Consider the following 19,599-nt stretch of genomic DNA (forward strand, 5'->3'; position numbering starts at 1 on the left):
ATCCAATATCACTCTAGCACAAATTAAGTTCTCCCAAAATACACTTAAAATACTCTATTTAACTATATGCTACAAATTTTCAATACAAAATAGAATCAAGTAAACAATACTCAGTATTATAAATTTTTCAAACTCTTCTTCTATACTATTGATGCACTATAACAATATTATCCTGATAAATAGACTTTTAACTACTTGTTATAGCAATTTAAAAGACCATCATCGCCTATTTATTTCACAATGTGTTTAATATAACAACTCTCAACTCTTTTAATCGCTAAGTTAACATCTACAGATCTTGATATTTCAATAATTGCATCTATTACTGCCCATGTAAACGTTAATGGAGTTGTAGTAGTGTCTGCTCAACTTCTTTATGATATTGTAAAAAAGTTGCCTAATGATATTGAAATCAAATTTTTTATTGGTGAAGATGGAAGATTAACTATAAAATGTGGTCGTACGGAGTTTTTTCTTCCTGTAGTTGATATAGAGAAGTTTCCTATTATTGAAAATAATGAATTACAAAACAAATTTACTTTGCAAGTCTCTGAATTGGTTAGTTTGTTTGGTAAAACTAAATTTGCAATTTCCATAGAAGAGAGTAGATTTAATTTGAATGGATTATATGTTCATACGTCCAATAATATCTTATGTTGTGCTGCTACAGATGGACATAGGTTGTCGTTAACTAAGTTGAGTCAATCTCAGAATGTATTGTCAAATTTTGGTATTATAGTTCCCAAAAAAACAGTTAATGAAATTCTGAAGATAGTAAGTCATGGTAGTGGTAATGATTTAATATCAATTAGTTTATCAGATAGGAAGATTTGTTTTGAATATAAAGAATATATTTTAATATCTAAGGTAATAGATAGTACTTTTGCGTCAGATTACATATTATAAATATGACTAAACGACATTAACACTACTACGATAATTGACCAATCTGTTAAACAAAAACTAAACCTACTACCCTCTATATACTACAATACACTCAATGTTATAAACCCATGAAACTACTGGCACTATAATATACAGTAAAATACATAACATTACCTAAATAGATTAAAGCAAGTTCTTGTTACCGCACACAAATTGAACATCATAAACTTCTATTCATTTCTATAACATAATAACTTTAAGATAATAAATAATGCATAACACATAGCTATACAATTCTATCGTAAAAAATTACTTAGTACTATGATGCATGACTAAATATATCAACACCATCCCAACCTAATAGATCAAGCTGAGCCCTTGTTGGAAGAAATCCAAAACAAGAAGCTGCTAACTCCTGTTTATTCTCACGCTGCAACATAGCATCCAATTTGTTCTTTAATGCATGTAAATATATAACATCTGATGCTGCATAATTTAATTGTTCAGACGTTAAAGTTTCCTTTCCCCAATCAGATGACTGCTGCATTTTATTAAGTTTGACATTTAATAATTCATAACATAGCTCTTTTAACCCGTGATGATCTGTATACGTTCTTACTAACTTTGAAGCTATTTTAGTACAATAACACGGTGTAGCCCATACACCAAGATAATAACGTATTACAGCAATATCAAAGCGAGCAAAATGAAAGATTTTTGTTATACTTGAATCTGAAAGAACACTTACTAAATTAGGTGCTTGATAACTACCTAAAAACTTTACTAAATGTGTCTCACCATTACTATCACATAACTGAACTACACACAACTTATCCCGCCTACACACTAAACCCATAGTTTCAGTATCAACAGCAACAGTATTTTCAAATTTTAACCCATTAGGCAAATCACAATCATGTACAAATACAGGCACGTAAATTTCCTCCACCTACAAAGTATATATAATACCTTTGTTCATTGTATCATGTAGTAAAATGCCTCTCAACTATATTATGCTTCCTCAACATACTTTTTATCTTCCTCTTGACCATAAATTGAGTCAACATTGGCACCACCATGATCCCATCTATATCCTCCTCTATCATCACTTTCATCTTCGTCAACACACTCTTTTAATACATAACCACGTCCCCAAACAGTTTCTATGTAGTTTTTCCCATTATTAGCGACTTTAAGTTTCTTACGAAGCTTACACATAAACACATCTATAATTTTATCATCAGAAGGTTCATCTAACTCCCTATATAGGTGAGATAAAAACATTTCTTTTGTAAGAACAGTACCTAACCTAGATGATAACAACTCTATCATCCCATACTCCTTTTTAGTTAAATGCACTATTTCACCATTACATTCAACACACTTATGATCAAGATTGATTGCAATATTTCCAACACGTACTATTGATTCAGGATGTCCCCTAGTACGGCGCACAATAGCTTTTATTCTCGCAAGTAATTCACTTTTATGAAAAGGTTTAGTCACATAATCATCTGCACCATAATATAAACCTTTTACTTTATGTGATACTGATGAAATACATGATAATATAAGAACTGGAACTTTGATACCAGACTCTCGCAGTTTCACTAAAATATCATATCCATCTATTTTTCCAGGAAAATGTATATCTAATATCACTACATCATAGTCATCATTCTTCGGAATGATACTACCATAACAATCCTGCGCAGAAGTCATAGTCTCACAAAAATGCCCTTCTGAAGATAAAGAAGCTTCTACTGCCTTTGCACATGCAATATCATCTTCTATTAATAATATACGCATAAAATACCTCTAAAAACCCAATAATTAACAAACTTAACACATAAAGCACTTAGCACTAATCTAAAGACATAATCACCCTATAACAACTAAACATTTCATCAAAAGTTAATACATAGTGTTACTATGCTATTCAAGTATAATAGTAAATTACATGTAATATACTTTCCTTGTGTTGCATATATAACACAATATTACCCCAAAGACTATTAGAGACATTATAGTAAACACACCTATTTTTCCTTAATTAGTAAAATACTTCACTGATTATATATAAGCACAAGTTAATACTTTATTAATAATAAAAATGGTTAACACACGTACTACTATACATTAATAAAAGCATTCACACTAATATAAAAATTTCAAAATTTGATATCTATTTTACTCATAAAGATCTTGCATACCAAATTATTCTCCCTAATATTTCCATATCTTCTAAATGACACTCATAAGAAGAATATTTTTTATTATCAGAAACTACATGTAACTTTATCTTCTGATTATCTTTTAAATACTCTAATCTCCTAATTGATACACCTACTGAATCAACTATAACAAATAATCCAGCAGGATGAGGAATTTTATCTCCTATATCCACTAGAACTACATCTTGATTCATTAATGTTGGGATCATACTATCTCCCTTTACGTAATATACACGTAAATTCTTCATATTAGAAGTTAAATTAATGTTTGAAGAGAGATACAAATTAACATCACCTGAGGATGCAACTTTACCATTTTCCAATTCTAAATCATATACAGGCATTATATTAACATTATTCTGTCCATAAGTATAATTATCATCACTAATAAAATATGATAATGAAACGTTTAATACCTTCGCTATTGCCATTAATTTTTTAGATGTAGGATTCGTTGATTTACCACTTAATATATCATATACAAAAGACTTACCAACATCAGCTTTATGCGCTAATTCACGCGCATTTATTCCCATCTTATCCATTTGGTATCTCATTCTAGTAACTATCATACTATTATCACTACTTGTTTTCATAAATTCACCTTACAGTTAATATTTATTACATTTTTGTACAATTTAAAGTACATAAACTCAAGTAATAATTGAATTATTCATTAATAGAGAATACCAAATCATAAAATTACTAGTGAGTAATTATAAAATTTACACAAAATCAGTGCTAACTTATAAAAATAACTTTTCCATAAAGTTATACATAGCAGAGCTTGCATTCTATTAAAATCTACATGCAATTTGATAATTAACTAAAAATACTAACCAAGTAGCAATAGCAACCTAATAATCTTCACCATTGCTAAAAAATAGAACCCCCAAGCATTATTTATAGGTGATCCATATTTTTTATAAAGTCTTCTATTTTAGCAATCCATCTTTGCAGGATAACACCCCAATATAAAAACCATTACTACACCAATTAAATAAAACGCTTAACTACAAAACCTTATAGTCATTTAATAAATCAACTACAACAATAAAAATCGCTTACAGTAGTACTTCCCAGATTATCAATTTCTTATAAATATAAGCACTGTAGCACTATTACAACCTAACACTACAACATTTATTTAATTAAAGCACTTAATATCAATTTTTCTGCAACCGTAACATCTTTCCAACCTTCCACAGATACAAATTTATCTTCCTCCAATTTTTTATAAAAAGTAAAAAAATGGGATATTGAATTTAAAAAAGATACAGGAAAATCGGAATAATCTTTTATATTATTATAGTATTGGTCTACTTTATGTGTAGGAACAGCTAATATTTTTACATCTTCTCCACTTTCATCATGCATAACTAAAACACCTACTGGCCTTGCGCGGATTACCGCCCCAGACATTACAGGAAATCTAGATGCAACCAAAACATCAACAGGATCACCATCTCCAGCACAAGTATGTGGAATAAAACCATAATTACATGGATAATACATAGATGTAGGTAAAAACCTATCTACACAAAATAAATTTTTCTCTTTATCAAACTCATACTTTACCGGACAGGAATTCTGACTAATTTCAATAATAACATTGATTTCTTTAGGAACATTATCACCACCAGTCACATTGTCTAAATTCATAATTAATCTCTTGATATCACAAACAAATAAAAAAAATTTTGAATAGATCAATAAATGACCATCAGCTTATATACTAATATCCTTTATATTCTAGTCAATGCTTTTCTTAAACAGGAAATACTCATAATATAAAGATTTTTAACAATATAATAAAGCTCTATATACAATTACATTGACATAATAATATTTTTATCACCTACACTGTATTATTGCAAAATATAACATTAATCAAGTAATACAAAAAATGCTATATTGCTTAACCAACCCACATAATTACTTACAAAAACATACCACATACTGATACATTAAAAGAAGACAATACTGATAAAACAGTTTTCTTAAGAATATATCACAATAATTAAATCTTATGCCACTTAATTACCATAGTAAATTATCTATAAAAACACATAACAAACTTACATATCTATGTAGACAATGAAGTACCTATTGCAAAATATAACATTCACAAAGTAATCTGTTACTTGTACACAAAAATCCCATACTGCCTAACCAACCCCATAATTACTTACAAAAACATACCACATACTGATACATTAAAAGAAGACAGTACTGATAAAACAGTTTTCTTAAGAATATATCACAATAATTAAATCTTATGCCACTTAATTACCATAGTAAATTATCTATAAAAACACATAACAAACTTACATATCTATGTAGACAATGAAGTACCTATTGCAAAATATAACATTCACAAAGTAATCTGTTACTTGTACACAAAAATCCCATACTGCCTAACCAACCCCATAATTACTTACAAAAACATACCACATACTGATACATTAAAAGAAAACAGTACTGATAAAGCAGTTTTCCTAAGAATATATCACAATAATCAAATCTTATGCTACTCAATTACCACAGCAAATTATCTATAAAAATACATCACAAACTTACATATCTATGCAGATAATGAAGTACCTAAAGTAATCAACCTGATGACCAATACATCAAAATAAATCAAACTCTATACTTCTATCAATCACACAGACTATCTGTCTAAAAAACAGATCTTAAATTTATATACTTTAAAGTAAATATTTAAAAATAAGGAATATTTGACAAAGCAATTTTCTCATCATAAGACATCATAACATTAAAATTTTGCACTGCTTGACCAGCTGCACCTTTTAATAAATTATCTATAACAGACATGATAATAATCGTGTTAGGTACCCTTCCAGGAAAAACACCTAAATAACAATAATTCGTACCCACAACAGACCTAGTTGTCATAGCTTTCTCTTCATCAATAAAAACAAAAGATGAATCTTTGTAAAAAAGCAACAATGCTTCACGGACATCAGTAAGCGATACGCCTTCTTCTAACTCAAGGTATATACTAGACATCATACCTCTTTTGACAGGAATTAAATTAGGCACAAATTGTAAATTAATGTCTTCTCTACAGGCAGCAAAACAAAGCTCTTGCTCTATTTCAGGAATATGTCTATGGTCTGAAATTTTATACGATTTAATAACATCATAAACTTCACAGAACAACTTATCCTGCTTTACAGACCTACCAGCACCACTCACACCTGATTTAGCATCAACTATTATACCCTGACTTTTTATTAAACAAAGTCTTAACAATGGAAATAATGGTATTAGCACAGAGGTAGGATAACATCCTGGACAAGCTATAAACCTTGACCTTTGAATATCTTCCCAATATATCTCCGTTAACCCGTATACAAAATCTCTTACAAGATCTGGACAACAATGTGAGCCATACCATTGTTTATATACTTCAGCATCCTTAATTCTAAAATCAGCTGATAAATCTATAATTCTTACTACATCATGAATTTTTCTTACAACTTCACTTGATGTACCATGAGGTAAGCACAAAAAAACCACATCTACTTTAGATAAGTCAATATCATCAAAAGACGAAATATTAACGGATATATCATCCTGCGAAATGTGGAAATAATTAGAAGAAAGTAACTTTCCACTAGATTGAGTTGCACATAAATACTTTATCTTAACCATAGGATGAGATAATAACAAACGTACTAACTCTACCCCTACATAACCTGTAGCCCCAACTACAGCAACTGATACTTGATAACTCATTTAATAGGTTATCTTTTAGAGAATTGACAACTTTTTCTAGCCTTATGTTGACCATACTTTTTACGTTCAACAACACGCGAATCTCTAGTCAAGAACCCACCACTTCTTAAAATAGGATGAAGACTAGGATTAATATCTTTCAGTGCCTTACTAATTCCGTGAGCAACAGCACCTGCCTGACCTGAAATCCCACCACCACTCACAGTAGCAACAACGTTATAACACCCAGAAGTTGATGTAACAATAAATGGATTATAAACCTTTCTACACAAGGTATTTTTCTTAAAATAGTTAAAAATATCTAAACCATTAACAGTAACATTCCCCTTACCTACTGTTAACCATACCCGTGCAACAGCTTCCTTTCTTCTACCTGTTCCATAAGCACGGCCACGAGCATCTACTTTTACAGCTTTGATGTGATCATCTTGTTGATGATCAGATAACATATCAGGACTTTTCTCCATTATCTCCTCTTATTATTCTTAGCATTTATTGATAAAAAATCTAACTTTACAGGTTGTTGTGCATTATGCTTATGTTCTGGACCTGAATATACATATAAATTCTTTAAACGACGACGCGCCATCGGGCCAGTACTCAACATACGACGTACTGCCATATTAATTATACGTTCTGGATGTTTATTTAAAAACAAATCAGCTGGCGTACAGCTTTTTAGTCCACCAGGATACCCAGTGTGCCTATAATACACTTTATTTTTCAATTTACTACCAGTAAAGTGAACCTTTTCTGCATTAATTATAATAACATTATCTCCGCAATCCATATGAGGCGTATACTCAGGCTTATCCTTACCACGTAATATATTAGCAACAAAAGCAGCAAGCCTACCAACTACTACTCCATCTGCATCTATTACAACCCAACGCTTCTTTATCTGACTTGCTTTTAAAGAAAAAGTCTCCATTTGCATCTATCGTTAATAAATTTTCATAGTAATCATACAATCAATTTTTGTCAATAAAAACTAATTTTATTTACTCTTCATGTGAGTCCTATATAACATAACTTTGATATTCCAACAGTAATAAAATAAAATGCAAAAGTATGCTATATTCAAATTGCTGATTATAGATAATTAACAAGTAACAAAGATCTCTTTTATTTTACAGTCCTTAGGAAAAATTTGTACTACTCATATACCTTACGCATTACAACTTATATAAGACGTAATAACATTTTAAATACATATCCTTATAAACCCAACACATAAAAGACCTTAAAACTTATATTTATAATACAACTCATTTGAAATCAACTACCCATTTATATTCCATTTCTACAGTTTATTGCAATAAAACTCCGAAACTTATAACCTATGCTTAAGTAATAACATAGAATTGAATTAATCAAACTTCACACTTAATTCTTGCTAATCAAAATTAATTACAGTTTAATCATTGCTAGTATTACTAGTTGGTAACATTTAATGATAAGCAAATTTAATATACGTAAGGTTTGTTATACATTGATATTGATATCTATGTCAATTATACCTAATAACAGTTATTGTACTAACTTAGATGAAGCTTTACAGGCTGCATTATCAAATAACCCCAACATAAAAGCAAAATTCTATCATTCCTTAGGGAATAAACAAAAAATTAAATTGAATAGCATATCAAAGTTTTTACCATCAATTGCATACTCCGTGCAGGTACATCAGCCAGAATTATCTCTAACCAACAATAGTAATAGAACTATGAGCCTCATAGTTACTCAACAGCTATTCAATGGAGGAGCTGATGCCGCTGCTTTTCAACAATCAAAATACTTAACAAATATAGAAGATATTGATTTTTCACTAGAGAAACAAAATGTTATACTTAATACAGTAAAAGCTTACATGAAGGTTTTAACAACAGCTGAGGTATATAAGTTAACACAGCATACTAAAAAAGTATTAGCAGAACATTTAACAGCCACACAAAAACGTTTTTCTTTAGGAGAAGTTACTAAAACAGATGTCTCACTAGCTACTGCTAGGTTATCATCAGCTACATCAGAATTAATCAAAGCTCACGGAGAAATGAAAGTTGCAGAAGCTAACTACATTCACATAACAGGAGAAATACCAACAGATTTACAAAATCCTGCTATACCAGCAATACCATCATCTGTAGAAGAAGCTTTAGAAATAGCTCAAAAAAATAACCTTTCTCTACAAGCATCTCACAACGGATATAAAGCAGCTAAGCAGGGTATCTTAATGGCAATTGCACATTTACTTCCTTCTATTAGCATATCATCAATAAATTCTTATACTTACTCTAATATTCCTAACACAAATCCTAAAAAAATTGACAATCTATTTGAAATAAAAATGTCATTACCTATATTCCAACAAGGATTAAACATCGCTGCAATTGCACAATCAAAACTTGCAGCACAACACAAGATGTATTCACATTATGAAGTGTTAAACACGATTAAAGAGTCTGTTATTTCAAATTGGGAAAATATTTTCACTACAAATTCCATGCTACAAGCAGCTCAAGATTCTGTGAGATATTCAGAAGTAGCATTATTCGGAATAAAACAGGAAGCAGAGTTAAATTTAAGAACAGTTCTAGATGTATTAGATGCAGAGCAAGAATTGCTAAAAGCAAAAGTCAATCTTGTTAATGTACAAAGTAATGTCGTGATAAGTATATACAACCTACTTGCATTAATAGGACAACTAAACATTAATTATATTTAACATAGAAATTTATGAGTAATACTAACAATTTTCAATCTATTAAAGAAACAATTGCAAATATTAGAAAAGCCATGTCTAGCAGCGATAATACAGATCCTGTAACTGCACAACATGATACTGACAATGACGCTGACAACGAAGTACTTAATTTAGAAAATCCAGAAAATTCTGTAGAGCTACACAACATACAACATGTACACAATACATTAAATGAAATAAATCATACATTTCAAGCAATAACAGACTTACCTACAACAACATATCAAAATAAACCAGATATACAAGTATCTGTCACAAAAGAGAAAATTTACCCTGAACAATTATCTAACGTAAATCAGTTCATCTCAATTGAACAATCAACTCAACGGCTATCATCTCAAGAAAGAAGGCTAACAACAACACATACTCTTTCAGAAGAAGTATCTAAAATTGATAACACATCAGAAATAAAAGGTATTCATCAGCAAAATAGTTTTATCACTGAAAATTTAGTATCACCTGAAAGTATAGTTGCAAGCAGTGAAGAAATAAAAAAGCTAATCACACAAATACACCACTATACTAAACCCCCTAATATTTCAAGTGAGAAAAGTCCTACTGTTGAAGAACTAGTGATAAACATGCTAAAACCAGAATTATCAACATGGCTTAATAACAATTTACAGAAGTTAGTAAAGGAGATTGTTGAAAAAGAAATAAAACACATCATAAAGAAATCAAACCAAAGCTAACTGTAGGATTTATTAACTTAGTACACATATTCTATTACTTTTCTGAAATACAAACTTTTTGAGTTATTCATATTTCACATTCTAAAAACATAAATATTAAAAACAACTCCGCATAACTTATCTAAAAACTGCATCAAGGAAGCAATAAAACATATACAATAAGCATTGCCTTACTTCAATATCCATTTTTCAACAGCATAAAGATGCTTAAGAACTATATGAAAAATAACAATTATAGGTATATTTTTACAGCAAAGAATTTAAATTATACAAGTAATAGTATTTTATTTGAAACAGATGTATACGTATAAAAACACTATGATAGAAATAATATCATAATTATTTAATATATTTTTTCAAACAGCATAATATATTATCTGTAATATTATCATAAATTTTACATATTTCATGATCTAATACTAATGGGTTTCCCAGCTCTGCTACATTACATATTTGAGGATACAATGCCACTTCCCCAAGAAAACTTATGTTTAACCTATTTGCCATTTTATGTACACCTTGTTTACCAAAAATGTAAGTCCTACAACCAGAATCAAAATTAATGAAATAACTCATATTCTCGACTATACCAATAATATGAACATTCATTTTCTTCATCATATCACATATCTTTACTGCATCAATAATAGCTAAATCTTGAGGAGTAGAAACGACAACAACACCAGTAATTTTAAATCTTTCAACAAGACTAAGGTGTACATCACCTGTACCAGGAGGTGTATCTATTATTAAATAATCTATTTCTCCCCACACTGTATTCATCATTAAACTATATATTGCTTTTGTTACCATAGGACCACGCCAAATAGCAGCATTATCTTTATTAATTAAATATCCAATTGACATACTTTTAATACCATACTTAGTAATTGGAATCATTTTATTACTATGGTCTACTTCAGGATTAGTAACATCTTTAACTCCTAACATATGAGGTATAGATGGTCCATAAATATCGAGATCAGCTAATGCTGACTTATACCCTTTACGCAACAAGGATAACACTATATTCATTGCCATGGTAGATTTTCCTACACCACCTTTACCTGAAGATATAAGTATTATATTTTTCACACCTGGAATCGATATCTTATTTGTAGATATGCTTTTATTGTGCTTATTAACAGTATCATGTGCAGCAGTAAAAACAATCTTTACTTCTTTAAGATTAGGTATAGTACTAATCACATCTCTACATTTTTTTTCAATGATATTTTTTTGTTCTATCTGATACGCATCTGACAAATTTAATATACAATAAACAACACCATCATTCACTAATACAGACGTTACTAATCCCAATTCAACAATATTTTTATTGCTCTTATGATCAATAACTGTCAATAATGCATCTAATACTTCTTGTTTGTTTACCACTATTATCCTTAAAAAAGATTACCCTATGATAACACATATTATTAAAAAATACCTATTTACTTTTAGTAAACCATTACGTATTATCAGGACATCCATTTTACATATAGATTTTTTCGATGTTAATATCTTCTGGTACATCTAGTATTAACTTAGCAAAGTGCATATCAAACATTACAAGTATAAAGTTAGTTAACTCTTGTATTTCTCGTTTTTCTGATCAAGAATTAAACGTAGAAATTCAAGAAAACCAAGATGACAAAAATAAACACGTCATAATTATAAATTCACTTTGTTCCCCAGCACATGATAATTTACTAGAATTACTCTTGTTAACGGATGCAATTAATAGAACATTGCATCCTAGAAAAATAACCATGATAATACCTTATCTTTGTTACACTAGACAAGACAGAGTAATGTATAGAAACTTAGATGACAACAGCCTAATGGTCTCTGCATTAAGTGCAAAAGTTATCATTAACATATTAAGAACAGCAAACATTAACAACATTATATTCATTGATCTACATTCAAATCAATTATCTGGTTTCTTTGACATAGCAACTACTAATTTAAGTTCCCACACTGTTTTCATAGGAGATATTATAGAAAAACATAATACTAACAACTTAGTTGTTGTATCTCCTGACTATGGAGCATTAAACAGAACTCGAACTTTTGCAAACGTATTATCAAAACAGTGCAAATTACACAACGAAATTCAAGTAGCAGTAATAGATAAATACAGAGCAAAACCTGGTGTATCTGAAGTAATGAACATAACTGGTAATGTAGAAAACAAAGATTGTATAATAGTAGATGATATTGTAGATTCAGCTGGAACATTATGCAATGCGGCATCAGCTTTAAAAGACAGGGGAGCTTTACAAGTTAGTGCATATGTTACACATGGAATATTATCTGGCAATGCAGTAGAAAAAGTTACGAATTCAAAACTTGATAATTTAATAATAACAGACACAATACATAATGGTTTCTTCAACACATCAAAAATCCGAATTTTATCCATTGATAAATTTTTAAGCAACTATATACTGTATAATTTAGTATAAGTTTAGGAATAAATTGATAGAAGATAAATTTGAAAATAGTACACATTCAAAAACAAGCAAGTCATTAACTAAAAATGACATATTGCAAGCTGCAAAGTTAACTAGAATAAAGCTCAATGATGAAGAAATTGATTACCACCTTAAAGAATTAGAACAAGTGTTAAATTGGATACAAACAATATCAGAAGTTGATACTCAAGATGTTACTCCAATGGGTCATGGTGGTGTAAATTATGCTCTTCCTTTACGTAAAGATATTATCAATGATGGCAATATAAAAGACACAGTATTATCGCAATCTCCTAAACAAGAACATGATTTCTTTGTTGTACCAAAAGTAATAGAATAATAAAAACATACACACAAAGAATTAGAGCAACACAGAACATCATAAGTCAACACTCAAAACACTATGGCTATTGGTAGAAACATACCGATGAAGAAATTGATTACCACCTTAAAGAATTAGAACAAGTATTAAATTGGATACAAACAATACCAGAAGTGATACTCAAGATGTTATTCTAATGGCTATAGTAGAAACATACAAGATGAAGAAATTGATTACCATCTCAAAGAATTAGAACAAGTATTAAATTGGATACAATACCCAGAAGTGATACTCAAGATGTTACTCCAATGGGTCATGGTAGTGTAAATTATGCTCTTCCTTTACGTAAAGATATTATCAATGATGAATGACAACATAAAAAGCATAGTATACCCCAGCTTTTTGACAAAAATATATTTGCTATATTAAAAATGCTTGAGAATAATATGCACCTCATAGTTTTGACAAACTGTACACACTTGATCTTATATTGCAAGGTATATAAACTCCACTTGTGCAATACTGGCTTATAATATACCTCTTACAAAATAAACAAAAACTATATCAGCATGTATCTTTTATGCTCTTCCTCTACGTAAAGATATTATCAATGATGAAGGCAACATAAAAAACATGGTATACCCCAGCTTTTTGACAAAAATATATTTGCTATATTAAAAATGCTTGAGAATAATATGCACCTCAATAGTTTTGACAAACTGTATATATTTGATCTTGTTACAAGGTATATAAAATCCACTTGTAATATTGGCTTATAATACACTTTTTCACAAAATAAACAAAAACTATATCAGCAACACTAATGGAATTTTATAACTTGTATCTTTATTTCAGCACATTCTACAGAACTTACGTATCCGCATTGGATAGTTACAGTATTATGCTCCAGTATACTAACTAACATATATTATATGTAGTACTTGCATACTTCTACATGTCCAATAATTCAAAGCTTACATTTTTTTACTATATAAGAAGTACATCAATACATAGCATATTATACTTCTATTCTTCTAATATTTTTAGACCCATATCGTGACTTGTTGTAGTATTTATCAACAACATCCTAGTTCAATACTGTAAAACACCACCACTTTTAAAATAGCCAACTTTAATAGCATTGAGATTACAAATTAATCTTATACTTCTACGAGTTTCTTTTCTAACAATAATACATTCTACTTCCTGATTCATACCAATCTCACCAACAAATGTCATCACATAATAGCACTTTGCACCGTTCAGTAGCAGGTAAAACATATTACTTTATTTTTTTTGCATTATATAGTGTATAGATCAGCACTATTAAGTTTATGGTGTTTACTACAATAACATATATTATAAAAGTTTAGCTGGACATCATCTTCATTAGTACATACTGTAAAACACCACCACTTTTAAAATAGTCAACTTCAATAGCAGTATTGAGATTACAAATTAATCTTATACTTCTACGAGTTTCTTTTCTAATAATAATACATTCTACTTCCTGATTTATACCAATCTCACCAACAATACTAATTTCTTCATCACCTACAAGATTTAAAGTTTTCCTTGTATCTCCCTCTTCAAAGATTAATGGTAATATACCCATACCAATAAGATTAGATCTATGTATACGTTCAAAACTTTCAGCTATAATAGCCTTAATATTCAAAAAGAAAGTACCTTTAGCTGCCCAATCCCTACTTGAACCACTACCATATTCTTTTCCAGCAATAACAACCAATGGTATGTTATTTTGTTGATAAAGTTGTGATGCATCAAATATCGACATTTCTTCACCTGTAGGCACATATTTAGTAAAACCACCTTCACAACTTACCATCTCATTACGTACACGAATATTAGCAAAGGTACCACGCGTCATTACGTGATGATTTCCTCTACGTGAGCCATATGAATTAAAGTCTGATACTACAACATTATTCTGCATTAAAAACTTACCTGCTGGACTATTTTCAGCAATGTTACCAGCTGGAGAAATATGATCAGTAGTGACACTATCACCTAGTAAAGCCAAAATTCTCGCGTTATTAATATTAAGATTATTATTGATATCCATATTAGGAGATAAATTTTTAAAATAAGTAGGGCTCTGTATATAAGTACTATCTATATCCCATGCATAGATATCACTATCAATACATTTTAAATCTTCCCAATATTTCCCTCCATCAAAAATATTCTTATATTTATCAACAAACATTTGTTTATTAATAGTCTTACAAATAACTTCATTTATCTCATCATTAGAAGGCCATATATCATGCAAATAGATATCTTTGCCATCATCATCCACAGCTATTGGATCCAAATGAATATTAATATTAACAGTTCCAGCTAAAGCATAAGCTACAACAAGAGGAGGAGAAGCTAAAAAATTAGCTTTTACACAAGGATGTATTCTCCCTTCAAAGTTACGATTACCAGATAGTACAGATGCAACTACCAAATTATTTTCTTTTATATTTTTCTCAATATCTGAACTTAGAGGACCAGAATTTCCTATACAAGTAGTACATCCATAACCAACCAAATTGAATCCTAATGCATTTAAATCTTTTTGTAATCCCGACTTAACCAAATATTCCGTAACAACCTGTGAACCTGGAGCTAATGAAGTTTTTACCCATGGCTTAGATTTTAAATTTAACATATTTGCTTTGCGCGCAACAAGTCCTGCAGCAATCATAACACTAGGGTTTGATGTATTAGTACAACTAGTTATTGCAGCAATAACAACATCACCATCCTGTAAAGAACTTTCTGCTAAATTAACTGTTGATCTTGAATTTGGCAATAGGTTCTGTAACGTTGCTTTTACTTCAGAAAGAAAAATTTTATCTTGAGGTCTTTTTGGACCAGCAAGTACAGGCTGTACTGTTTCCAGATTAAACTCTATCTTATCATCATAACGTGGCTCTTCTTTGGTATACCACAAACACTGCTCCTTAGCATAGGATTCTACTAAATCTATCAGTGATAAATCACGTCCTGTCATTTCCAAATATTCTAAAGTTTTATTATCTATCGGGAAAAAACCACACGTCGCACCATACTCAGGAGACATATTAGCAATAGTAGCTCTATCAGCAATGGATAACCCACTTAACCCATCTCCATAAAATTCAACAAACTTTCCTACAACCCCTTTACTTCTCAAGATATTAGTAATAGTCAATACCATATCTGTTGCAGTAACACCTTCAGACAATTTTCCTGTCAATTTAAATCCTATAACTTTAGGAATCAGCATAGTAATGGGCTGACCTAACATTACTGCTTCAGCTTCTATACCACCTACTCCCCATCCTAAGACAGATAATCCATTAATCATAGTAGTATGGCTATCAGTACCTACTAAAGTGTCTGGATATACTAAATTTTCCTTATCCCATACAACTTTAGCAATATGTTCTAAATTTACTTGATGACATATACCAGCTCCAGGAGGCACAACACGAAAATTTTTGAAAGCATTCTGTCCCCATTTTAAAAACCTATATCTTTCTAAATTTCTTTGTATTTCCATAGATACATTTTTATTAAATGCATCCTCTTTTCCATAAAAATCAACTTGTATTGAATGATCAATAACTAAATCAACTGGTACTTTGGGATTAATTATGCTAGGATCACTACCATTTTCTCTTACATAATCACGCATTGCAGCTAAATCAACTATTGCTGGTACTCCAGTAAAATCTTGCATTAATACCCGAGCTGGAGAAAAATTAATTTCATAGCTTACATGCTTATTAACACATTGTGCTAATTTCTTTATATCTTCAACTCTAACATTACGACCATCTTCATTACGTAATAAATTCTCAAACAATACTTTCAACGAATACGGCAACTTAGTAACATCAACCCCTAACTTACTAGCTGCAGTTCTTAAACTAAAGTATTCATAACAATTTTTTCCTGAGACTAACTTTTTCTTCGCATTAAGAGAATCTAAAAACTCCACACTATACACTCCTTACTTTTTTACCTAAATAACTAAACATATCAATAGAAAGTTTAGTATATACCATTAAATCTTTAAGTTAAAGTATCCTTAGCAATTTCTCATTTATGTTTAGGATAACACATATTACTTATCAAGATATAACCTTCTACTATTTAACCTACGCTAAACAACTCATATGAGTAGCATACTTATCTTACACTATAATTTTCAATTAACGTACCAAAAACGTCTTTTTTAATATATTGCAATACATTATTCACTCTTAAGTTTGAGTGAAGGTAAATACATATTAAACCATATATTACAAATTTTTATTAAAAATTCAGCAAAATATCTACTGAAGAATGCACTCACTGCTGATAGCTTGTTACTTAAAGGCAGATTACTAAAAAGACAAAAGCATTAACAACCCATTTAAAGACTTTTGTAATACTTCAAATTTAAACTCAAGCAATCATAAAAGATTCATTTTAACTACAGATGCACTTTATTTAATAGGGACTACAATACACCCTAAACACACAACACCAGTAATAAACAAAATTATAAAAACATTAATGTGGCTTTGTATTAACATAAGGACTATCTAGCGAGAACATCGGTATACTAACATAAAAAACCTGTGCAGCATCTTCATCCATAAATTGATATTCCCCATGCATCATACCAGATGGAGTACTTAAATATGCACCACTAGTATACTCAAAAAACTCTCCAGGTTTTAATACAGGCTGTTTACCTATTACTCCTAAACCTGTTACTTCATTAATAACACCTGTTGAATCAATGATTTTCCAACTTCTCCTCAAGAGCTGGACTGTAGAATTACTTTTATTCTTAACTCTGATGTTATACAACCATATATAACAATTTTCATGTGGAGCAGATTGCTCTTCTAAGTAACTTGGAACAACTTTAACTTCAATAAGTTTGGTCATACTATAATATTGTAGTGTCATAAACAACCCTTAGCTACATAATAAATAATACATCAATTTCACCAACATATCAACACACAATACCTGAAATTTATGATTCGAAATAATCAAAAATACTGATCACAATCATTAATAGTTACAAACTTACCATATACACCATTTCAATTCTACACAACTTAACGTTAACACTATAATGAATACAGAGCATACTTCCCAGTGTTACAAAAATTACACACCTTATTATTTAATTGACTTGTTTTTTTGAGGCAGATTATTATTAACTTTGAAAATACAACAACAGTAAATTGATCACTATGCTACACGATTCATACATCGGCCCTGGATCAACTATTGGGATTATAGGTGGAGGACAGTTAGGAAAAATGATATCCATTGCTGCAGCAAACTTAGGATATAAAACACATTTATTAACTAATAACCCGGATGATCCATCAGTCTACATTACTAACAGTGCAACTATATCACACAATTATCAAAATACAGAATCATTGCTTGAGTTTGCATCTAATGTCGACATTGCAACCTTAGAATTTGAGAACATTCCTACTACTACTATAGATATATTATCACAAAAAATCAAAGTTTATCCAGGAAAAGAAGCTTTATACATTTCCCAAAATAGAATAAGAGAAAAACAGCACATAAGAAATTTAGGAATCAAAACTTCAGATTTTAGAGTAATTGATAACTACAACAGTTTAGTCAAAAATACTATAGAACTAGGATATCCCACCTTACTTAAGACCACAGAATTAGGCTACGATGGAAAAGGCCAGTATATAATAAAACAACAAGATGATTTAAGTGCTTTATCAACTCTCAATTGGGACCAATCATATATTTTAGAAAAATTTGTCAAAATTTATAAAGAAATATCTGTTATAATAACAAAAAGCATCAGTGGTTCTATAGAATTTTTTCCAACTGCGGAAAACTGTCATACTGATGGTATTTTAACCACATCATCAGTACCAGCCCTAATCTCTCAAGAGATAAATGTACAAGCACAAAAAATTGCTTTACAAATTGCAGAATCTATTAATTTAGTAGGTTTATTAGCAGTGGAATTTTTCATAACAGATACACAAGAACTTATAGTTAATGAAATAGCTCCCCGCCCTCACAACTCTGGACATTGGAGCTTAGATGCTTGTAACATCAGCCAATTTGAACAATTAATAAGAGCAATATGTGGATTACCTTTAAAGCCTGTAAAATTACTTTTTCCATGTATTATGAATAACATATTAGGAGATAATATACACAACTATTATAAACATGAAACCAAGGTTAATGAAAACTTATACATATACGGCAAGAAAAAGGCCACTAAAAACAGAAAAATGGGCCACATTAACACATTAAAATTCAACCAGTAACCGGAGCAACTATCATTAGAAAGTTTAGTTTCACAATACAAATATTCACGAATTTATAAATGAAATAATAAACTACACAGTACACCAAAAAAAGCAACCAGAAATACACTCATTAAGAG

17 protein-coding genes are annotated in these 19,599 nt (G+C 30.1%); 6 read left to right on the top strand and 11 right to left on the bottom strand.

The genetic code is table 11. The features are described 5' to 3' along the window. Nucleotides 1–321 precede the first annotated feature (321 nt). Complete coding sequence (gene dnaN / locus ECH_RS04130) at nucleotides 322–906, top strand: DNA polymerase III subunit beta (protein ID WP_230577238.1); 585 nt, start codon at nucleotides 322–324, stop codon at nucleotides 904–906. A gap of 298 nt (nucleotides 907–1,204) precedes the next feature. On the opposite strand, the gene ECH_RS04135 is transcribed toward dnaN, so the two are convergent. From ECH_RS04135 to rplM, 7 genes are all read right to left on the bottom strand, one after another. Then, nucleotides 1,205–1,819, bottom strand: a complete 615-nt coding sequence (locus ECH_RS04135; RefSeq protein ID WP_006010325.1) for a ribonuclease D — start codon at nucleotides 1,817–1,819, stop codon at nucleotides 1,205–1,207. Between the two features lie 77 nt (nucleotides 1,820–1,896). Continuing rightward, complete coding sequence (locus ECH_RS04140) at nucleotides 1,897–2,694, bottom strand: response regulator transcription factor (RefSeq protein WP_006010327.1); 798 nt, start codon at nucleotides 2,692–2,694, stop codon at nucleotides 1,897–1,899. A 385-nt stretch (nucleotides 2,695–3,079) separates the two neighbouring features. Then, the gene (locus tag ECH_RS04145; protein ID WP_044233243.1) at nucleotides 3,080–3,715 is read right to left on the bottom strand and encodes an ECH_1013 family putative transcriptional regulator; all 636 of its coding nucleotides are present in this window, start codon (nucleotides 3,713–3,715) and stop codon (nucleotides 3,080–3,082) included. 547 nt (nucleotides 3,716–4,262) lie between these two features. Then, entirely contained in the window at nucleotides 4,263–4,781 is a 519-nt protein-coding gene (ppa, locus tag ECH_RS04150; protein ID WP_006010331.1) for an inorganic diphosphatase, read from the bottom strand. 1,062 nt (nucleotides 4,782–5,843) lie between these two features. Then, on the bottom strand, nucleotides 5,844–6,884 hold the full coding sequence (gene argC, locus ECH_RS04155; RefSeq protein ID WP_006010333.1) for an N-acetyl-gamma-glutamyl-phosphate reductase: 1,041 nt from the start codon (nucleotides 6,882–6,884) through the stop codon (nucleotides 5,844–5,846). A gap of 8 nt (nucleotides 6,885–6,892) precedes the next feature. Further along, nucleotides 6,893–7,351: a 30S ribosomal protein S9 gene (rpsI, locus tag ECH_RS04160; RefSeq protein WP_006010335.1), complete on the bottom strand. Its 459-nt coding sequence runs from the start codon at nucleotides 7,349–7,351 to the stop codon at nucleotides 6,893–6,895. Beyond that, nucleotides 7,351–7,815: a 50S ribosomal protein L13 gene (gene rplM / locus ECH_RS04165; protein ID WP_043881607.1), complete on the bottom strand. Its 465-nt coding sequence runs from the start codon at nucleotides 7,813–7,815 to the stop codon at nucleotides 7,351–7,353. The genes rpsI and rplM overlap by 1 nt, the downstream gene beginning before the upstream one ends. Nucleotides 7,816–8,337: 522 nt before the next feature. Between rplM and ECH_RS04170 the strand changes: the two genes are divergently transcribed. After that, a complete protein-coding gene (locus tag ECH_RS04170; RefSeq protein ID WP_006010344.1) occupies nucleotides 8,338–9,609 on the top strand; it encodes a TolC family outer membrane protein in 1,272 nt (423 codons plus the stop codon). An 11-nt stretch (nucleotides 9,610–9,620) separates the two neighbouring features. Beyond that, nucleotides 9,621–10,340: a DUF2497 domain-containing protein gene (locus tag ECH_RS04175; protein WP_044147629.1), complete on the top strand. Its 720-nt coding sequence runs from the start codon at nucleotides 9,621–9,623 to the stop codon at nucleotides 10,338–10,340. Nucleotides 10,341–10,679: 339 nt separating this feature from the next. Here ECH_RS04175 and ECH_RS04180 read toward each other — a convergent pair whose 3' ends face one another. Further along, on the bottom strand, nucleotides 10,680–11,738 hold the full coding sequence (locus tag ECH_RS04180; protein ID WP_011452953.1) for an Mrp/NBP35 family ATP-binding protein: 1,059 nt from the start codon (nucleotides 11,736–11,738) through the stop codon (nucleotides 10,680–10,682). A 116-nt stretch (nucleotides 11,739–11,854) separates the two neighbouring features. Here ECH_RS04180 and ECH_RS04185 point away from each other — a divergent pair, with 116 nt between their 5' ends. Both ECH_RS04185 and gatC read left to right on the top strand, forming a co-directional pair. Then, on the top strand, nucleotides 11,855–12,811 hold the full coding sequence (locus ECH_RS04185) for a ribose-phosphate diphosphokinase (protein ID WP_006010349.1): 957 nt from the start codon (nucleotides 11,855–11,857) through the stop codon (nucleotides 12,809–12,811). 13 nt (nucleotides 12,812–12,824) lie between these two features. Continuing rightward, on the top strand, nucleotides 12,825–13,160 hold the full coding sequence (gene gatC / locus ECH_RS04190) for an Asp-tRNA(Asn)/Glu-tRNA(Gln) amidotransferase subunit GatC (protein WP_006010351.1): 336 nt from the start codon (nucleotides 12,825–12,827) through the stop codon (nucleotides 13,158–13,160). 1,074 nt (nucleotides 13,161–14,234) lie between these two features. Here the strand turns inward: gatC and ECH_RS04970 are convergent. From ECH_RS04970 to apaG, 3 genes are all read right to left on the bottom strand, one after another. Beyond that, the gene (locus ECH_RS04970) at nucleotides 14,235–14,381 is read right to left on the bottom strand and encodes a hypothetical protein (protein ID WP_155265741.1); all 147 of its coding nucleotides are present in this window, start codon (nucleotides 14,379–14,381) and stop codon (nucleotides 14,235–14,237) included. A 130-nt stretch (nucleotides 14,382–14,511) separates the two neighbouring features. Further along, complete coding sequence (gene acnA / locus ECH_RS04195; RefSeq protein ID WP_011452959.1) at nucleotides 14,512–17,139, bottom strand: aconitate hydratase AcnA; 2,628 nt, start codon at nucleotides 17,137–17,139, stop codon at nucleotides 14,512–14,514. A gap of 557 nt (nucleotides 17,140–17,696) precedes the next feature. Next, nucleotides 17,697–18,101, bottom strand: a complete 405-nt coding sequence (apaG, locus tag ECH_RS04200; protein ID WP_011452961.1) for a Co2+/Mg2+ efflux protein ApaG — start codon at nucleotides 18,099–18,101, stop codon at nucleotides 17,697–17,699. A gap of 293 nt (nucleotides 18,102–18,394) precedes the next feature. Here apaG and ECH_RS04205 point away from each other — a divergent pair, with 293 nt between their 5' ends. Continuing rightward, on the top strand, nucleotides 18,395–19,480 hold the full coding sequence (locus ECH_RS04205) for a 5-(carboxyamino)imidazole ribonucleotide synthase (RefSeq protein ID WP_006010530.1): 1,086 nt from the start codon (nucleotides 18,395–18,397) through the stop codon (nucleotides 19,478–19,480). Nucleotides 19,481–19,599: the final 119 nt, after the last annotated feature.

This window comes from Ehrlichia chaffeensis str. Arkansas, assembly GCF_000013145.1.
Lineage (GTDB): Bacteria > Pseudomonadota > Alphaproteobacteria > Rickettsiales > Anaplasmataceae > Ehrlichia > Ehrlichia chaffeensis.